The organism is Janthinobacterium sp. JF4, from assembly GCF_059617925.1.
The window spans coordinates 1-16,658 of record NZ_JCAQAV010000020.1; the positions used below are offsets into that span (position 1 = coordinate 1).

Here is a 16,658-nt window from a genome sequence, read left to right on the forward strand (position 1 = left end):
TTCGGCTGGCGGCATGATCTGCTCCCTGTGTGGTGAGTATGCAGAGTCAGACAGCGCTGCCAAGAGAAGATTCCGGCATTTCCCCTATTTGCCGAGGACAGAGCCTATCATAAAGGACACACCGATGAAAACCTCCCGCCTTCCCTCCCTCTCTTGCCTGCTGGCCTGCGCCACCCTCGCCTGGCCGCTTGCTGCCAGCGCGGCCGACCAGGCTGCCCCCTCCCTGCCCGGACACTACTACCTGCAAGGCGTCATGGAAACGGGTTCCGAACTGCTGCTGAAAAAGGATGGCACCTTCGAATGGATGCTCAGTTATGGCAATACCGACGAGCAAGCCAGCGGCGAGTGGCGCGTTGCCGGCGACACGGTGACCCTGGAGGCGGGCAACGGCGGCAAGGAACCGCAGTTTCGCGTGTTCGATGAATCGGAAATGCGCATTCAGAAACCGTCCGAAACAGGACTGTGGGTGGCCATCGTCGGCTTCCCCCGGCTGGGGCCGATGGCCGGCGTGGAAGTGAAGTTCGAAGCGCACAGCGGCAAGACGGCCACGGCCGTCAGCGTGGCGAACGGCGACGCCATCGTCCGCATGCCGGCGTCGGAGCGCTGGGTGCGCGCCGGCTTGCGCCGCCAGGGTTCCAACGCCGACTATCAATGGCTGGCCGTGCCGCCCGAGCGCGCACAGGAACGCATCGCCGCATTCGCCGTCACCGACCCTCAATGGCTCAGGGGCCAGGCATTCCAGAAGCTGGCCTTGCGCGTCGTCAAGGGTGGCCTGAAAGTCGATGATGCGGACAATGGCCTGGCCAGGGGCCTGTACGCGAAACCGGCATCGAAGCCATAGCCCGCACTCCCCCGCGTTCCATTCTCCAGGCACGCTGCCCTGGTCAAGCATATTGACCGGGGCGGCGCTGTTTGCCCGCGCGCGCTGCCGTGCGCCGTTGACACCCCGCACGGTCTGTCCTATAGTCGCCGGGTTAACAAGAAATGAGAATGAGAATCATGTTCATTAAAGTGAAAAAATGGCTCGTCTGCTATCCACTCGTCGCTGCCAGCCTCAGCCTGTTGCTGGCCGGCGGCGCGCAGGCGCAAGCGACCGATGCCGGCGCCGGTGCCAAGCAATTGTGGCAATTGATTGATTATGTTGCCGTCGATTACAGCGGCGCCGTCGAGCACGGCAAGGTAGTGAGCGAGGCGGAATACGCGGAAATGCTCGATTTTACGGACAACGCGACGACGCAGATCGCCGCCCTGCCCGCCCACGCCTCGAAAGCGGCCATTGCCGCCGCCATCGCCGACCTGCGCAAAGCCGTCGTCGCCAAGGCGGACGGCGTGGAAGTCAGGCGCCTGGCGCACCATGCGAATGGCTTGCTGATTGCCGCGTATCCGATTCCCGTGGCGCCAAAAGTACTGCCCAACCTGGCGCGCGGCGCGGCCCTGTATGCGGCCCAGTGCGCGTCCTGCCATGGCATGGCCGGTGGCGGCGATGGTCCGCTGGCGGCCAGCCTGGAACCGAAGCCGATCGCTTTCACGGATGGCGAACGGGCGCAGTCGCGCAGCCTGATGGCGCTGTACCAGGTCATTTCGCAAGGCGTGGCCGGCACCTCGATGGCCAGTTTTGGCCAGCTGTCCGAAAATGAGCGCTGGGACCTGGCGTTCTATGTCGGCGGCATGTCGCACGATGCGGCGGCGAGCGCGCGCGGCGAAAAGCTGTGGCAGGACGATCCGCGCAGCAAAAAACTGTACGCGGACCTGGCCGCCGTGACGACCCTGACGCAGGAAGCCGTTGCCGCCAAGCTGGGCGCGGACGCGGCACTCGCCTTGACGGCGTACTTGCGCAGCCATCCGGGCAAGGCCGAGGCGCACAAGCCGGCCGGCCTGGCCCTGTCGCGTTTGCGCCTGGCGGAAAGCCTGGCCGCCATACGCGCGGGCGACCGCGCGGGCGCCACGCGCCTGGGCCTGTCGGCCTACCTGGACGGCTTCGAGCCGATCGAGCCGATGGTCGGCGCGCGCAACAAATCCCTGCTGCTGGCCGTGGAAAACGCCATGCTGGCCTACCGTGCCGCCGTTGCCAAGGGCACGCTGGCCGACGCCGAGGCGGCCGGCGACAAGCTGCAGCAACTGTTTACCCACGTGGAAGCGGAACTGGGCGACGCCAAGGCCGAACCGATGACGACCTTTATCGGCGCCCTGACGATCTTGCTGCGCGAAGGCGTGGAAGCGCTGCTGATCGTGATCGGCATCATCGCCTTCCTGCGCAAGGCCAAGCGCAACGACGTGTTGCCCTACGTGCATGCGGGCTGGGCCAGTGCCCTGGTGGCGGGCGGCCTGACGTGGGTGGCGGCAACGTATCTGGTCACCATCAGCGGCGCCAGCCGTGAAGTGAGCGAAGGGCTCGGTTCCGTATTTGCGGCCCTGGTCCTGCTCAGCGTAGGCTTGTGGATGCACCAGAAGAGCAGCGCCGGACGCTGGCAGGAATACCTGCACGAGAAACTCACGGCGGCGATGAGCCGGCGCTCCGCCTGGGGCCTGTTCGCCCTGGCCTTCATCGCCGTCTACCGCGAAGTCTTTGAAACCGTGCTGTTCTATTCCGCCCTGGCGGCGGACGGCAATGGCGGCGCCCTGCTGGGCGGCTTCCTGGTGGCCATCGTGCTGCTGGTCGTGATCGCCTGGGCCTTGCTGCGCACCAGCGCGCGCATGCCTATCGGCAAATTCTTCTCGTGGACGTCCGCCTTCGTGGCCGTGCTGGCCGTGATCCTGATGGGCAAAGGCGTGGCCGCGCTGCAGGAAGCGGGCTGGGTCGGCGTCACGCCCGTCGACTTCATCCGCATCGACCTGCTGGGCATCCTGCCAACGCTGGAAACCTTGCTGGCGCAGGCGGCCATCCTGGCCATCATCATCGCCGGCTACGGCTGGAACCGCGCTTCCGCAGGCAAGCGCAAGCCGGCCTGAGCTTGGCACTCGTCCCTTGAAACGCGCCGGCACGGGCGTTACCGCCTAGAACGGCTGATAGCCCCCAATAGCCGCAAGCTATTGGGGGCTATTTCATTGCGCCAGCGGGTCTTGGCCGCCATTCGCAGCGCGCTCATCCAGTTTCTTTGTTGAAGACATGCAGCCATGTTTCGGCACGTGACAATTGAATAGTAATATTTTTAAATATTTAACTATATTCGGTATTGCAGAGATTACGCCGGCCGCCCGGACATTGGCCGTATCCAAAGAAACCCATCCATTGAACGCACCACCAACGAAAGCTTATCGATGAAAACTCAACGCGCGACAATCTGGTCGCTGGGTCTTATTGTGGCAGGCGCCCTGTTATCGTCCCCTGCATATGCGGCGAAAATCCCCGACTGCGGCAAAAGGGAACCGAGCAAAACCCTGCCCACCCCGCAAAATAGCGAATATGACGCCTACCGCAACGCGAAGACGCGCGCGGTGGCCGGTGGTGCCGGCAATACCGTCTTCAATAACAATGAAGGCCGCCTGCCCGCCGCCGGCAAGGACGAGGTTTATTATGAATACTATCTGGGTATCGGCGGCGATGGCGGAGCGGGCTCGCATCGCGCGGTATTGCTGGTGCAAACCCCGGCGGGCAAACGCAAGTTGGTGCAACGCTATTACACGCAAGACCACTATGCTTCCTTCTGCAGCCTGAAAAGCTAGTTTATCTTCAAATACGAGCCGCAGCCGAGAAACAGCTGCTGCGGCTTGTCGCGTGCACGGTGTTGAAAATTGCGATATGATGGCCGTCATGCAGAAACCACCTGACAACTCAACTGCCAAAGCCCCGGCGCAAAGCCGCAAGGAAGCCAGCCACGAACGCATCGTCGAGGTGGCCACGCGCGCCATCCGCCGCAGCGGCTATGCGGGCACGGGGGTGGCCGACATCATGAAGGAAGCGGGCCTGACCCACGGCGGCTTCTACGCGCACTTCGCCTCGCGCGACGCCCTGCTGGCCGAAGCGGGCGACCGGGCGGGCGCCGAGTCGGTGGCGCTGGCGGCCAGGGTGGCCGCTGCCGCTCCGCCCGGCCAGGCGCTGCAGGCGATGCTGGCCGCATATCTGTCGCCCGAACACGTCGCCGCCATTGAGGTGGGCTGTCCCGTCTCGGCGCTGGGTTCGGAAATGCCGCGCCAGGCGCCCGCGGTGCGGCGCGCCGCCACCATTCACATCAAGGAAATGATCGACCTGTTCGCGCGCCAGTTGCCGAACTGGGGCCAGCCCGAAGCGCACGCGCAAGCCATGGCGACGGTATGCGCCATGATCGGCACCACCATCCTCGCGCGCGCCGTCGATGAGCCAGCCCTGTCGGAAGCGCTGTGCGCGGCCACCCTGGCGCAGTTTCAAACGCCCGGCTAATTGCCCTGCCCGTGGCGCTGATCCGTCCCGGGCTTTTTTTTAAACAACAATATGACGATCGTCATATCTTATGTCCCACGCTGTCAACCACTGAAGGAACTAGCATGAAAAACCACAAGATTGCCCTGGTCACCGGCGCCTCGTCCGGCATCGGCGCGGCCGCGGCCCAGCGCCTGGCGCAAGCCGGCTATACGGTGTACGGCACCAGCCGCCGCAGCGCGCAAGCCGGCGTACACGGCGACACGATGCTGGCGCTCGACGTCACCAGCGATGCGTCTGTCGCTGCCGCCGTGGCCGAGGTGATGCAGCGCGAAGGCCGCATCGACTTGCTGGTGAATAACGCCGGCTTCGGCGTGGCGCCGGCGGGCGCCGAGGAAAGCAGCATGGCGCAGGCGCAAGCCATCTTCGACACGAATTTCCATGGCGTCGTGCGCATGACCCTGGCCGTGCTACCGCACATGCGGGCCCAGGGCGGCGGGCGCATCCTCAATATCGGTTCCGTCGTGGGCTTTTTGCCCATGCCCTACGGCGCGCTGTATTCGGCCACCAAGCACGCCATCGAGGGCTACACCGAATCGCTCGACCATGAAGTACGGGGCTGGGGCATCCGCGCCAGCGTCATCGAACCGGCCTACACGAAAACCACGTTCGAAGCCAATTTGCTGGCGCCCGATGCCCCGCTGTCCGCCTACCGGCCAGTCGGCGCGGCCGTCACGCGCCGGCTGCAAGCGTTGATGGCCGGCGCCGATGGCCCTGGCGTCGTGGCCGAGACGGTCTTGGCGGCGGCGCAGGCACGCCAGCCGAAATTGCGCTACACGGCCGGGCCGCTGGCGGCGCGCTTGCGCCTGATGCGCCGTTTCATGCCCGCCGCTCTGCTGGACGCCGGCTTGCGCAAGGACCTGCGCCTGGCCTGAAGGCCAGCACTTTTTCCAGCATTCAGAGAGAACATCATGCAAGCATTGCAACTCAAACAGTACGGCGGCCCCGATCACGTGGCGTTTGCGGAACTGCCCCGTCCCTCGCCCGACCCCGGCTAACCTCGATGTCGTGCACGCGGCGTCGATTCCCATGGTGGGCTTGACGGCGTGGCAAGCCATGCAAAGGCACATGCAGCTCCAGCCGGGCCAAAAAGTGTTTATCCAGGCCGGTTCCGGCGGCCTCGGCACGTTTAAAAGCCGTGCGCATCGTCAAGCCTGGCAGCCGCGTCGTCTCGCTGGTCGGTCCGCCGGACGCCGCTTTCGCCCGCGCGCGCGGCAAGGTGGTGCTGCAATTGTCCGTGTCTTGAGTCGCCTTGGGATTGCTTTTAGCGCCGTGACTGCGAATGTGACTATGTGTGAGTTTTGCCTTGGTAATTTCCTCCATACTCGTTATCAACCCTATACCTCTTGATAACGATCAAACTCAATCAAGGTAGCTCATGCGCTTCTTCCGGAAATGCTGCTGGCTCGCGATTACCCTGGGGGCAGGCATCGGCCATGCCGCCGAACCGGGCGTCACCGACACGCAAGTCCGGCTGGGCATGGTCAATGCGCAAACGGGCGCCGCCTCGGGGCTGGGGCGGGCCATGCTCGATGGCGCAACGGCCGTGTTCCAGGAAGCGAACCGGCGCGGCGGCATCCATGGCCGGCGCATCGAGCTGGTGGTCGCGGACGACGGCTACGATCCGGACCGCGCCATCAGTGAAACGCTCAGGCTGGTCGAGGAGGAACAGGTGTTCGCCCTGTTCGGCAACGTGGGTACGCCCACCACCAACGCCGTCATGCCGATCGTCCAGGAAATGAAGGTGCCGCTGATGGGCGCGTTTACGGGGGCGATGACCTTGCGCCGCCCCGTGGTGCATGAAATCATCAACTTCCGCGCCAGTTATGACGATGAGTCTGATGCCCTGGTGCAGTATTTCGCCAGCCGCGGCGTCACGCGCTTTGGCGTCCTGTACCAGGATGACGGTTTCGGCAATGCCGTGCTCGACGGCACCGTGCGCGCCCTGCAACGGCGCGGCATGGAGCTCGTCGCCAAGGGCTCCTTCCAGCGCGGCACCACGGCCGTCAAGGCGGGATTGGCGGCTCTGATCGGACACGACCTGCAAGCGGTGATCATGGCCGGCCCCTACACGCCGGTGGCCGCGTTCGTGCGCGAGGCTGGCGGTGCCGGGCTGAAGGCAGCCCTGGCAACCGTGTCCTTTGTCGGCACGGACAGCCTGCTGCAACTGCTGGGCAAGGAAGGCAACAACATCGTCATTTCGCAGGTGGTGCCCTTGCCGGAAGACCGCCAGTTGCCCATCGCCGCCGACTGCGCTGCGCTGCTGGCCAGGCATGTGCCGGCGGCCAGGCTGTCTTTCGTCAGTTTCGAAGGCTGCATCTCGGCCACCCTGATGGTCGAAGCGTTGCGCCGCACGGGCGCCGACCTCACGCGCAAGCGCCTGATCCAGAGCTTCGAAACGTTCGACCGGCTCGACCTCGGAGGCATGCAGGTGACGCTGCGGCCAAGCGACCACCAGGCGTCGACGGCCGTCTTCCTGACCCGCATTGCCGACGGCAGGATCGTTCCGGCCGGGCCGGCGCCTGGAGCCTGGCGTGAAAATCAGGACTAAACTGATCATCAGTACCACCGTCCTGCTGGCGGGCGTGGCAGCCATGGCGGCGGCCAGCCTGCTGCTGGTGAAAGGCATCGAAACCCATGTGCACGGCTTGACCGACCGGACCGTGCCACTGTACACGGACGTATTGCGCCTGCGCTATACCGTGCAGGACATGGCATCGGATTTTTTCGAACTGGGCAAGGCGGAAGACCTGGTGCAGCTGGAGCAGGTGTCGAACAAGATAGTGGCCAATATCCAGACCGCCGAGAGCATCAGCAATGCCTTGCGGCGCCACGGCGAGTCGCAGGCGCCCCGCTATCACTCGGCTTTCGAACAGGAATTCCAGCGCATGCGCGTCGCCGTGCGCACCCGCCTGGAAAACGAGGCCTACTACAAGGCGCAGGCGACGGAGATGCGGCAAGTGCTGGCGCAGATCAAGGCCGCCGCCAAGGGCGCGCGCGGCAAGATTCGCCTGGTCGACAGCCAGGCCCAGACCACGGCCGCCGAGGTGCAGCTGCAAAGCCAGCGCCTGAACCAGAACGCACGCTACCTGACCGACTTGCGCAAGAGCATCCTCGACATGCAGATTGCGCTGGCCGAAACGGAGGCCGTGAAAAACCGTTTCCGCATCGCGCCCTTGCGCGAGCGGCTGACGGCGGCAGTCGCGCATCTGGCGGGAAGCGGCGAGCGCGACATCAGCCCGGCCCAGCAGGCGCTGCGGGCGACACTGCTCGCCACGGCGCGTCAGACGCTCGATCCCGCCGCCGGCCTGATGGCCTTGCGCGCCGGGCTGCTGGCCGAAGGCGGCGCCAGCGCGGCGCAGCAGGCGCGCTATGCCGCGCTCAAGGAGCAAATCAGCGCCACCCTGGCCAGCGCCCACCTGCGCCTGGCCGAGGAACTCGACCCCATCGAACTGCAACTGGCCATCGGGCGCGACCGGCTGGCGCAGGCCAACCGCTACATGCGCACCTCGGCCCGCATCGAGGACGCCAGCGGCGACATCAACCTGGCGGTCGACGCCATCAGCATCGGCGTGGGCGAAGTCATGCTTGCCACGGCCGCCGGCGACGTCACGCGCCTGGGAGACGAGATCGCACTGCACATCAGCGCCCTGCACCGCGACATGGGCACCATGCAGACCTTGCTGCAAAGCATAGGTCAGCTGGGCTTGCTGGCCGAAACGCGCAGCGTCAACACCTACCTGGACGCGGTGGAGCGTTCGGGACAGCGGCTGCTGCAAGCCAAGGGCAGCGTGCTCGACAGCCGGACGGCGCTGGACGAGGTCATCGACCATGTGCGCGCCTTCGAGCGCGAACAGGCCGCCTATTCCGCGCAGCAGGTGGCGCGCATCACGGAGCAGCAGCAAGACGCGGTGGCCAAGGTGCGCGATGGCGTGCGGCATGCTTTCATGCTGATCCTCGGCATCGCGCTGGTCCTGCTGCTGGCCTGCGTGGCCATCACCGGACTGATCAGCGCTTCCATCGCCAGGCCGCTGGCGCGCCTGTCCCACGCGATTGCCCATATCCGCCGCGGCAACGCGCTGTCGGTACGCGTGCCGCAGCATGGCAGCGATGAACTGGGACAATTGATCCAGGGCTTTAACGGCATGCTCGAGCACATCGAACAGCGCGACCTGGCGCTCAAACAGGCCAAGGCCGATGCCGACGCCGCCAACCGCGCCAAGTCGGAATTCCTGGCCAAGATGAGCCACGAGATCCGCACGCCGATGAATGGCGTGCTGGGCATGACGGAATTGCTGCAGCGCACTGAACTCAGTCCCAAGCAGCAGCGTTTCGTGCACACGGTGCACCGTTCCGGCGAAAGCCTGCTGAGCATCATCGACGACATCCTCGACTTTTCCAAGATCGAGGCGGGCAAGCTGGTGCTCGAACACATCCCCTTCGACCTGCGCCAGGTGATCGACGATGTCGTGGCGCTGTTTGCCAACGGCATCGAGCGCAAGGCCATCGCATTTACCTGCCGCATCGCCCCCGACGTGCCGCAGCACGTGCGCGGCGACCCCGTGCGCCTGCGCCAGATCCTCACCAACCTGCTCAATAACGCCACCAAGTTCACCGAACGGGGCGAAATTTCCGTCGATGTCAGCTGCCCCGCTGCCGGCCGGATCCGCCTGGAAGTGCGCGACACGGGCATCGGCATGGCGCCGGAAGCGGCGGCGGCCGTCTTCCAGCCGTTCCGCCAGGCAGACAGCACCACTTCGCGCAAATACGGCGGCACAGGACTGGGCCTGGCCATCATCAAGCAACTGGCGGAAATGATGGACGGCAACATTGTCCTCGAGTCGGTGGCGGGCCAGGGTTCCAGCTTCGCCGTCACCGTCGCCGTGGGCGAGGTGGCGCCCGCAGACGCGCCGCCAGCGCTGCCTGGCCTGCCCGCTCCGCCTGCGCCTGACGGCGGGACCGCAGGCCAGGCGCCGCTGCGCATGCTGCTGGTGGAAGACAACGCAATCAACCAGGAAATCGCCCTGGCCATGCTGGAAGATACCTCTTACCACGCCACGCCGGCCGGCAACGGGCGGCGCGCGCTGGCCCTGTGGGAGCGGCAGCCTTTCGACGTGATCCTGATGGATTGCCAGATGCCGGAAATGGACGGCTTCGAAGCGACCCGGCAGTTGCGCCGCATGGAAGCCCAGCAAGGCCGTGAGCGCACGCCCATCATTGCCCTGACGGCCAATGCCATCCTCGGCGACCGCGAACTGTGCCTGGACGCGGGCATGGACGACTATCTCGCCAAGCCCTATACGCGCGCCGCCCTGCTGGCCGTGCTGGCCCGCTGGCGCCCGCCGGCCGCCGCGCCGGCAGCCGACGAGACGGTGGAAACGCTGGAGACGGCTGCACTGCCTGGCGCCATCCTCGACGCGGCCGCCCTGCAAAATCTGCGCGCCATGCGGCGTCCCGGCCGTCCCGACGTGCTGGCCCGCATCATCGACCTGTTCTACAGCGATGCCCCCCGCCTGCTGGGCCAGCTGGAAGTGGCCGCCGGGGCCAGCGATGCCGCAGCCGTCCAGCTGGCGGCGCACACGCTCAAGTCCAGCTGCGCCAACGTTGGCGCGCTGGGCTTGTCGGCCACCTGCCGTGAAATCGAACAATACGCGCGCGGCAATGACGTCGGCAGCGCGCTGCAGCATATCCGCGGCATCCAGCAAGAACTCGACCGTGTCCTCGCCGCCCTGGCCATTGAAAAGGAAGCCATATGAATACCGCACTGCCCCCGCAAGCACTGGTTCTGGTGGTCGATGACGACACCATGACGCGCATCCTGGTGACGGAAGCGCTGGAGCCGGAAGGCTTCCGCATCGAGGAAGCGGCCAGCGGCCTGGAAGCGCTGGCCGCCTTCCAGCGCGGCGTGCCCGACCTGGTCCTGCTCGACGTCGCCATGCCAGGCATGAGCGGCTTCGAATGCTGTCAGCAGCTGCGCCGGCTGCCCGGCGGCGCGCACGTGCCCATCGTCGTCCTGACCGGCAACGACGACGATGACTCCATCAAGCAGGCGCTGGAAGCGGGCGCCAGCGATTTTATCTCCAAGCCGATGCAATGGCGCTTGCTGGCGCACCGGCTGCGCTACCTTCTGCGGGCCAGCAGCGCCCTGACCGAGTTGAGCCGTATCCAGGAAAGCCTCAGCCACGCGCAGGCGCTGGCCCGCCTCGGCAACTGGGAATACCGGGTTGCCGCCGGCGACGGCTACTGGTCGCCGGAACTGTCGCGCATCCTGGGCCTGGACGCCGATGCCGGCCCCACCAGTTTCGACCGCCTGCTGCAATGCCTGCCGCAAGACCAGCGGCCCCTGCTGCTCGATGCCTTCATGGAACTGCATGCCAGCGGCACCAGCTACGGCCTGGAACACAAGGTGCTGCGGCCCGATGGTGGCGAAAGCATCGTCTTTCACCAGGCCGAGGCCGTGCGCGAAGGCCGCGAGGTGCTGCTGATGCGCGGTACCGTGCAGGACATCACGGAACGCAAGCGGCAGGAATTGCGCATCGAATACCTGGCCAACCACGACGCGCTGACGGACTTGCCCAACCGCCAGTTGCTGAACGACCGCATCGGCCAGGCCATCGCGCATGCCCGCCGCACCCGCTTGCACCTGGCCACCCTGATGCTGGACCTCGACCGTTTCAAGTTCGTCAACGACAGCTATGGCCACCCGGTGGGCGATGCGCTGCTGCAGGAAGTGGCCCGGCGGCTGAAGCTGGCGGTGCGCGAAGGCGACACCGTGGCCCGCCAGGGCGGCGACGAGTTCGCCATCCTGCTGACGGACCTGTCAGATATCGAGACGGCCGAGCAGATCGTGAAAAAGGTGCTGGCCGTGTTCGCCGATCCTTTCGTGCTGGGCGCACATACCTTGCACGTCAGCACCAGTATCGGCGCCAGCGTGTTTCCCTCCGACGGCGACAGCGGCGACATGCTGCTCAAGACGGCCGATGCGGCCCTCTACAGCGCCAAGGACAAGGGGCGCAACGGCTACCAGTTCTACAACCACAAGATGGGGGTGCTGGTGGAAGAGCGGGCCGAAATCGAGCACGCGCTGCACCAGGCGCTGGCGCTGGGCGAACTGGAGCTGCACTACCAGCCCAAGGTCGACCTCACCAGCGGCAAGATTTATGGCATGGAAGCGCTGCTGCGCTGGCGCCGCGACGGCATCGGGCTGGTGCCGCCGGACCGCTTCATCCCTCTGGCCGAGGAGACGGGCATGATCGTGCCCATTGGCGAATGGGTGCTGCGCACGGCGTGCGCGCAGCTGGGCGTCTGGCATGCCTACGGCTTTACGCACCTGACGATGGCCGTCAACGTATCGGCGCGCCAGTTCCGCCAGGTCGACATGCCGCAACTGGTGCGCGAAGTGCTGGCCAACAGCGGCATGCCGGCCCACTGCCTGGAACTGGAGCTGACGGAGAGCGTGCTGATGCAAAACCGCGACCTCGTGGTGGGAGCGCTGGAAGAATTGAAAGACATCGGCGTCACCTTGTCGCTGGACGACTTCGGCACCGGCTATTCCAGCCTGTCCTATCTCAAGCAATTTCCCATCGACGTCGTCAAGATCGATCAATCGTTCATCCGCGACGTGACCGACAGCGTGGATGGCGCTTCGTTGACCCGCTCCATCATCGCCATGGCCAAGTCGCTGCACATGACCACGGTGGCCGAGGGGGTGGAAACGGAGGGGCAATTGGGATTTCTCAATACCAACCGCTGCGACGCCATGCAAGGCTATTACTTCAGCCGCCCCCTGCCCGGCGCCGAGATGGATCAGATGTTGTATGCCGGCACCCATTTGCCGCCCGAAAGCTGCCATGCGGAGGCGCCGCAGCGCGTGCTGCTGCTGGTCGATGACGAGGAGCATATCCTGTCCGCCCTGCGCCGCTCGCTGCGCAAGGAGGGTTACCAGATACTCAGCACCAGCAAGCCGCAGGAAGCGCTGGAACTGGTGGCCGCCCACGCAGTGGGCGTGATCCTCACGGATGCGCGCATGCCGGGCATGTCCGGCAACGAACTATTGCGCCGCATCAAAGGCATCTATCCGGAGATCGTGCGCGTGATGCTGTCCGGCTATCCTGAGTTGCATTCGGTCACGGCAGCCATCAACGAAGGCTCGGTGTACAAGTTCATCACCAAGCCCTGGGACGAGACCTTGCTGAAAGACCATTTGCGCGAAGCCTTCCTGCGCTTCGAATCGGGCGTGCAGCGGCCGCCGCGAGGCCCCCATGGCATCGAGATCGGCAACCGCGCCGCCTAGCCACTTTGCTTACCAGTAGCCGAGCAGCTTCCACCAGGTCGTGCCGACGACGGCAAAGATCAGCAGTTCCACCACGCACATGATGAAGCCGACGCGCCACCAGTTGCCCATCGTCACGAAACCGCTGCCGAAGATGATGGGCGAGGTGCCCGTCGCATAGTGCGTCAGGGTCATCATGATGGCCGAACCGGCCGTCATCATCAGCATGAACGGCACGTGGTATGCGGCCGGAATCAGGTGCAGTCCCACCGTCAGGAAGGCCAGCAGCATGGCGCTGATGTGGGCCGTCGTGCTGGCGAAGAAGTAATGCGAGAAGACGAACACCAGCACCAGGACGCCCGCGATCGGCAGCCAGTCCATGCCGCTGGCAATAATCGCCGCCTTCATGCCGGCCGAGAACCAGGCGATCACGCCCGTCTTGTTCAGCTGCTCGGCCATCATGACGAGTGCGCCGAACCACACGAGGGTATCCCAGGCGCTCTTTTCCGACAGCACGTCGTCCCAGTCGATGGTGCCCGTAATGATCAGCACGAACAAGCCGACAAAGGCCACCACCGTCGCATCGAGCGAAAACGCGGGGCCGAACAGCATGGCGGGCACGTTGGCCCACAGCAGCAGCAACAGGGCGAAGGTGCCCAGCATGACCTTTTCCGACGGCGACAGCGGACCCATGCTTTTCAGCTCCGCCTTGGCGTAGGTGACGGCGTCCGGTGTCGCTTTCAGTTCCGGCGGCGAGAGCCAGTAGATGATCAGCGGCATCACCAGCAGACAGACCAGGCCCGGCAGCAGCATGCACAGGGCCCAGGTGGTCCACGTCAGGTGAAAACTCTGGCCGCTGGCCTTGGCCACGAAGTCGACTACCAGGGGATTGGGCGCCGTGGCCGTCAGGAACATGGCCGACGTGATCGGGTTGGCGTGGTAATTGACGAGGGCCAGATAGGTGCCGACTTTCTTTTCCGTGCCCTTGGCCGGGTCCGAATCGAAGGCATTGGCGATCGATTTCATGACGGGGTGGACGATTCCGCCGCCGCGTGCCGTGTTACTTGGCGTAAATGGCGCCAGCACCAGTTCGCAAATCGCCAGGCCGTAGCCGATGCCCATGGTGCGCTTGCCCAGCAGGGAAATGAACAGCAGGCCGATGCGGCTGCCCAGCCCCGTCTTTTTCAGGCCGCGCGAAATCAGGATCGCCACGACGATCAGCCAGATCAATGGATTCGAGAAACTGCTGAGCGCATCCGTGATGGCGCCCTTGGATGAGGTCGACGTCACTTGCGACAAGGACACGATGACGATGGCCATCATGGCCATCACGCCGATCGGCATGACTTTCAGAATGATCGCCAGGATAGTGGTGAGGAAAATCGCCACCAGCCCCCAGGCCTTGGGCGTCAAGCCGTCCGGCGCCGGCAGCAATAGCATGCTCACCAGCAAGGCGGTGCAGATCAGGGCGGGGACGAGGCGGAATGGGACGGCTTCCTTGAAATGCAGGAACAGGTCGCGCACTGTTTTATACATCTTTATTACCTTTCGCTGTGGGTCAGGCATCCTCGCGGTCGGAATCGCGCACGCAGATTCATGGGCCGATAGGCACAAGAAGCGCGCCCGCAAGATGACAGATGCCCAACAATTCTGTTCGGCAATATCATACACGCAAGGCGCCCACGCCCCTGCTCCATTCAGCGCGCCGTTCCCGGCAATTGCAAAATCGTTGACCTACGCGCGACATCGCTCACATAATCGCCCCTCATGCTGCCAAACAGACAAGGACGCCATTGCAAGCCCGCAACCATCATATCGACGCCCTGCGCGGCGCGGCCATCCTGTGCGTGCTGGTGCTGCACTTCGCGCTGGCCTATGGCTTGAAGAACAGCCCGCTCTCGGCCTTGCCTGGCTGGCTGCTGGGCGCCGCCTACCAGGGTAACTATGGCGTGACCATGTTCTTCGTTATTTCCGGTTACCTGATCAGCTCGACCTCGCTGCGCCGCTGGGGCGACCTGGCGCGCATCGACCTGGCGGCGTTTTATGCCTACCGCATCGCCCGCCTGCTTCCCTCTCTGCTGCTGGCCCTGTCCCTGATCGTGCTGCTGGGCGTGCTGGACGTGCCCTTCTTTGCCAATTCGGACGGCGGCAAGGATTTGCCAGCCAGCTATTTCGTCATCGCCATCGCTTCCGTACTGACCTTCTGGCACAACGTGCTGATGCAAAGCGCCGGCTATTTCAATTACTGCCTGAACGTGTACTGGTCACTATCTGTCGAGGAAATGTTTTATCTGCTGCTGCCGCTGTCGTGCCGCTTCCTGCGCCAGCGCCATCGGATAATGCTGCTGTGCGGCGTTGCCATCGTGGCCGGCCCCGTCTATCGCAGCCTGCACGCGGACAACGAAATCTATTTCATGTATGGCTATATCGCGTGTTTCGACGCCATCGCCATCGGCTGCCTGACGGCCCTGCTGACACAACATTGGCAGCCGGGTGCGCGTGCCGGGCAACTCTTGCGCTGGCTAGCGGGCCTGGCTCTGGCGGCCCTGTATGTGCGCGGCATCGGCGGCCATGAAGTCTTCGGCTTCAGCGCGATCGCACTGGCCAGCGCCGCCTTCATCGTGGGCGCCACGGCGGGCCAGGCGGCCAGCCAGGGCCGCCACGGTCCGCTGCCATGGCTGGGACGGCACAGCTATGAGCTGTACCTGTTCCATATCATCATACTGGCCGCCATGCGCAATGTGGTCGACAAGGCGGGCCTGGGCTACGCGGAGCGCCTGCCGTGGCTGGCGCTTTTCCTGGCCGCGACGGCGCTGGCGGCCGCCCTCGTCGCCCGCTATGTGTCCGAACCGGCCAATACCGCCCTGCGCCGGCGCTTGCGGGGCGTCGTCACGGCCACGCCTGCACGCACTGGCGACAGCCCTGGAGCGGCGCCTTGAAAAAGTGAGCCAAGTCAAGAGTCCGCCTGCTGCCTGCGTCTTTCACGGCAGTTTTCAGCCCCGCCTTGCCATTCGCACTATAATGTTGGCACCGCGTGCGGCAGAATTGGCGGCGATAGACGGTAACAATTTCGTGTAGAGGCCGGTACAATAGCGTCTGGGCCTACACAGGGTTTCACTTTTGCCAGCAGTTGCCAGCAACTAACCATTTTTTTGACCAGCCAACACATACTATGAGTTCGATGAATGAAGAGCGCGTTTTAAGCGTGCACCACTGGACGGATACCCTGTTCTCCTTTACCACCACGCGCGACCCGTCGCTGCGTTTCTCGAATGGCCATTTCACCATGATCGGCCTGCGCGTCGATGGCAAGCCCTTGCTGCGTGCCTACAGTATCGCCAGCGCCAATTACGAAGACCATCTGGAATTTTTCAGTATCAAGGTGCCGGGCGGCCCCCTGACGTCGCGTCTGCAGCACTTGCAAGTGGGCGACACCGTCATCGTCGGCCGCAAGCCGACGGGCACCCTGGTGTCCGACTACCTGCTGCCAGGCAAGCGCCTGTACATGCTGTCGACGGGCACGGGCCTGGCGCCTTTCCTCAGCATCGTGCGCGATCCCGACATCTACGAGCGCTTCGACCAGCTGATCCTCGTGCACGGCGTGCGCCAGGTCGATGAACTGGCTTACCGCGAGCTGCTGGAAGAGCACCTGCCGCAGCACGAATTCCTGGGTGAAATGGTCAGCGACAAACTGCGCTATTACCCGACCGTGACGCGCGAGGATTTCCGCAACATGGGCCGCATCACGGCACTGATCGAGAACGGCAAGCTGGCCGAAGACCTGGGCTTGCCGGCGCTGAACCCGGCCGAAGACCGCGTGATGATCTGCGGCAGCTCGGACATGCTGCGCGACCTGAAAGAAATGCTGGAAGCGCGTGGCTTCAAGGAAGGCAATACTTCGACGCCGGGCGACTTCGTCGTCGAGCGCGCGTTCGCCGAGAAGTAATCCGCAAGTCATCCGCAGTACCCCAAGGGCCCGGCCCGCCGCCA

11 protein-coding genes and 1 pseudogene are annotated in these 16,658 nt (G+C 64.6%); 11 read left to right on the forward strand and 1 reads right to left on the reverse strand.

Going from position 1 to position 16,658, the window contains the following annotated elements:
- Positions 1-124: 124 nt before the first annotated feature.
- From AC54AF_RS15865 to AC54AF_RS15905, 9 genes and pseudogenes are all read left to right on the forward strand, one after another.
- Positions 125-841 carry a hypothetical protein gene (locus tag AC54AF_RS15865; RefSeq protein WP_496637315.1) on the forward strand — a complete coding sequence of 239 codons (717 nt, stop codon included), beginning with the start codon at positions 125-127 and terminating at the stop codon, positions 839-841.
- Between the two features lie 158 nt (positions 842-999).
- The gene (locus AC54AF_RS15870) at positions 1,000-2,949 is read left to right on the forward strand and encodes an FTR1 family protein (protein WP_496637387.1); all 1,950 of its coding nucleotides are present in this window, start codon (positions 1,000-1,002) and stop codon (positions 2,947-2,949) included.
- Positions 2,950-3,258: 309 nt separating this feature from the next.
- Positions 3,259-3,663 carry a ribonuclease domain-containing protein gene (locus AC54AF_RS15875; protein ID WP_496637316.1) on the forward strand — a complete coding sequence of 135 codons (405 nt, stop codon included), beginning with the start codon at positions 3,259-3,261 and terminating at the stop codon, positions 3,661-3,663.
- Positions 3,664-3,739: 76 nt separating this feature from the next.
- Positions 3,740-4,357, forward strand: coding sequence for a TetR/AcrR family transcriptional regulator (locus AC54AF_RS15880; RefSeq protein WP_496637317.1), 618 nt, complete (start codon positions 3,740-3,742; stop codon positions 4,355-4,357).
- Positions 4,358-4,461: 104 nt separating this feature from the next.
- Positions 4,462-5,271, forward strand: a complete 810-nt coding sequence (locus AC54AF_RS15885; RefSeq protein WP_496637318.1) for an oxidoreductase — start codon at positions 4,462-4,464, stop codon at positions 5,269-5,271.
- Positions 5,272-5,386: 115 nt separating this feature from the next.
- Positions 5,387-5,612: pseudogene (locus AC54AF_RS15890) on the forward strand (NADP-dependent oxidoreductase); the annotation flags it as partial.
- A gap of 162 nt (positions 5,613-5,774) precedes the next feature.
- Entirely contained in the window at positions 5,775-6,947 is a 1,173-nt protein-coding gene (locus AC54AF_RS15895; protein ID WP_496637319.1) for an ABC transporter substrate-binding protein, read from the forward strand.
- A complete protein-coding gene (locus AC54AF_RS15900) occupies positions 6,931-10,152 on the forward strand; it encodes an ATP-binding protein (protein WP_496637320.1) in 3,222 nt (1,073 codons plus the stop codon). The genes AC54AF_RS15895 and AC54AF_RS15900 overlap by 17 nt, the downstream gene beginning before the upstream one ends.
- Positions 10,149-12,689 carry an EAL domain-containing protein gene (locus tag AC54AF_RS15905; RefSeq protein ID WP_496637321.1) on the forward strand — a complete coding sequence of 847 codons (2,541 nt, stop codon included), beginning with the start codon at positions 10,149-10,151 and terminating at the stop codon, positions 12,687-12,689. The genes AC54AF_RS15900 and AC54AF_RS15905 overlap by 4 nt, the downstream gene beginning before the upstream one ends.
- Before the next feature lie 9 nt (positions 12,690-12,698).
- Here the strand turns inward: AC54AF_RS15905 and AC54AF_RS15910 are convergent, their stop codons facing one another.
- Positions 12,699-14,204 carry an anion permease gene (locus AC54AF_RS15910; protein ID WP_496637322.1) on the reverse strand — a complete coding sequence of 502 codons (1,506 nt, stop codon included), beginning with the start codon at positions 14,202-14,204 and terminating at the stop codon, positions 12,699-12,701.
- A gap of 257 nt (positions 14,205-14,461) precedes the next feature.
- Here AC54AF_RS15910 and AC54AF_RS15915 point away from each other — a divergent pair, with 257 nt between their 5' ends.
- Entirely contained in the window at positions 14,462-15,607 is a 1,146-nt protein-coding gene (locus AC54AF_RS15915) for an acyltransferase family protein (protein ID WP_496637323.1), read from the forward strand.
- A 233-nt stretch (positions 15,608-15,840) separates the two neighbouring features.
- On the forward strand, positions 15,841-16,614 hold the full coding sequence (locus AC54AF_RS15920; RefSeq protein ID WP_131686551.1) for an FAD-binding oxidoreductase: 774 nt from the start codon (positions 15,841-15,843) through the stop codon (positions 16,612-16,614).
- The last annotated feature ends 44 nt before the right edge of the window (positions 16,615-16,658 follow it).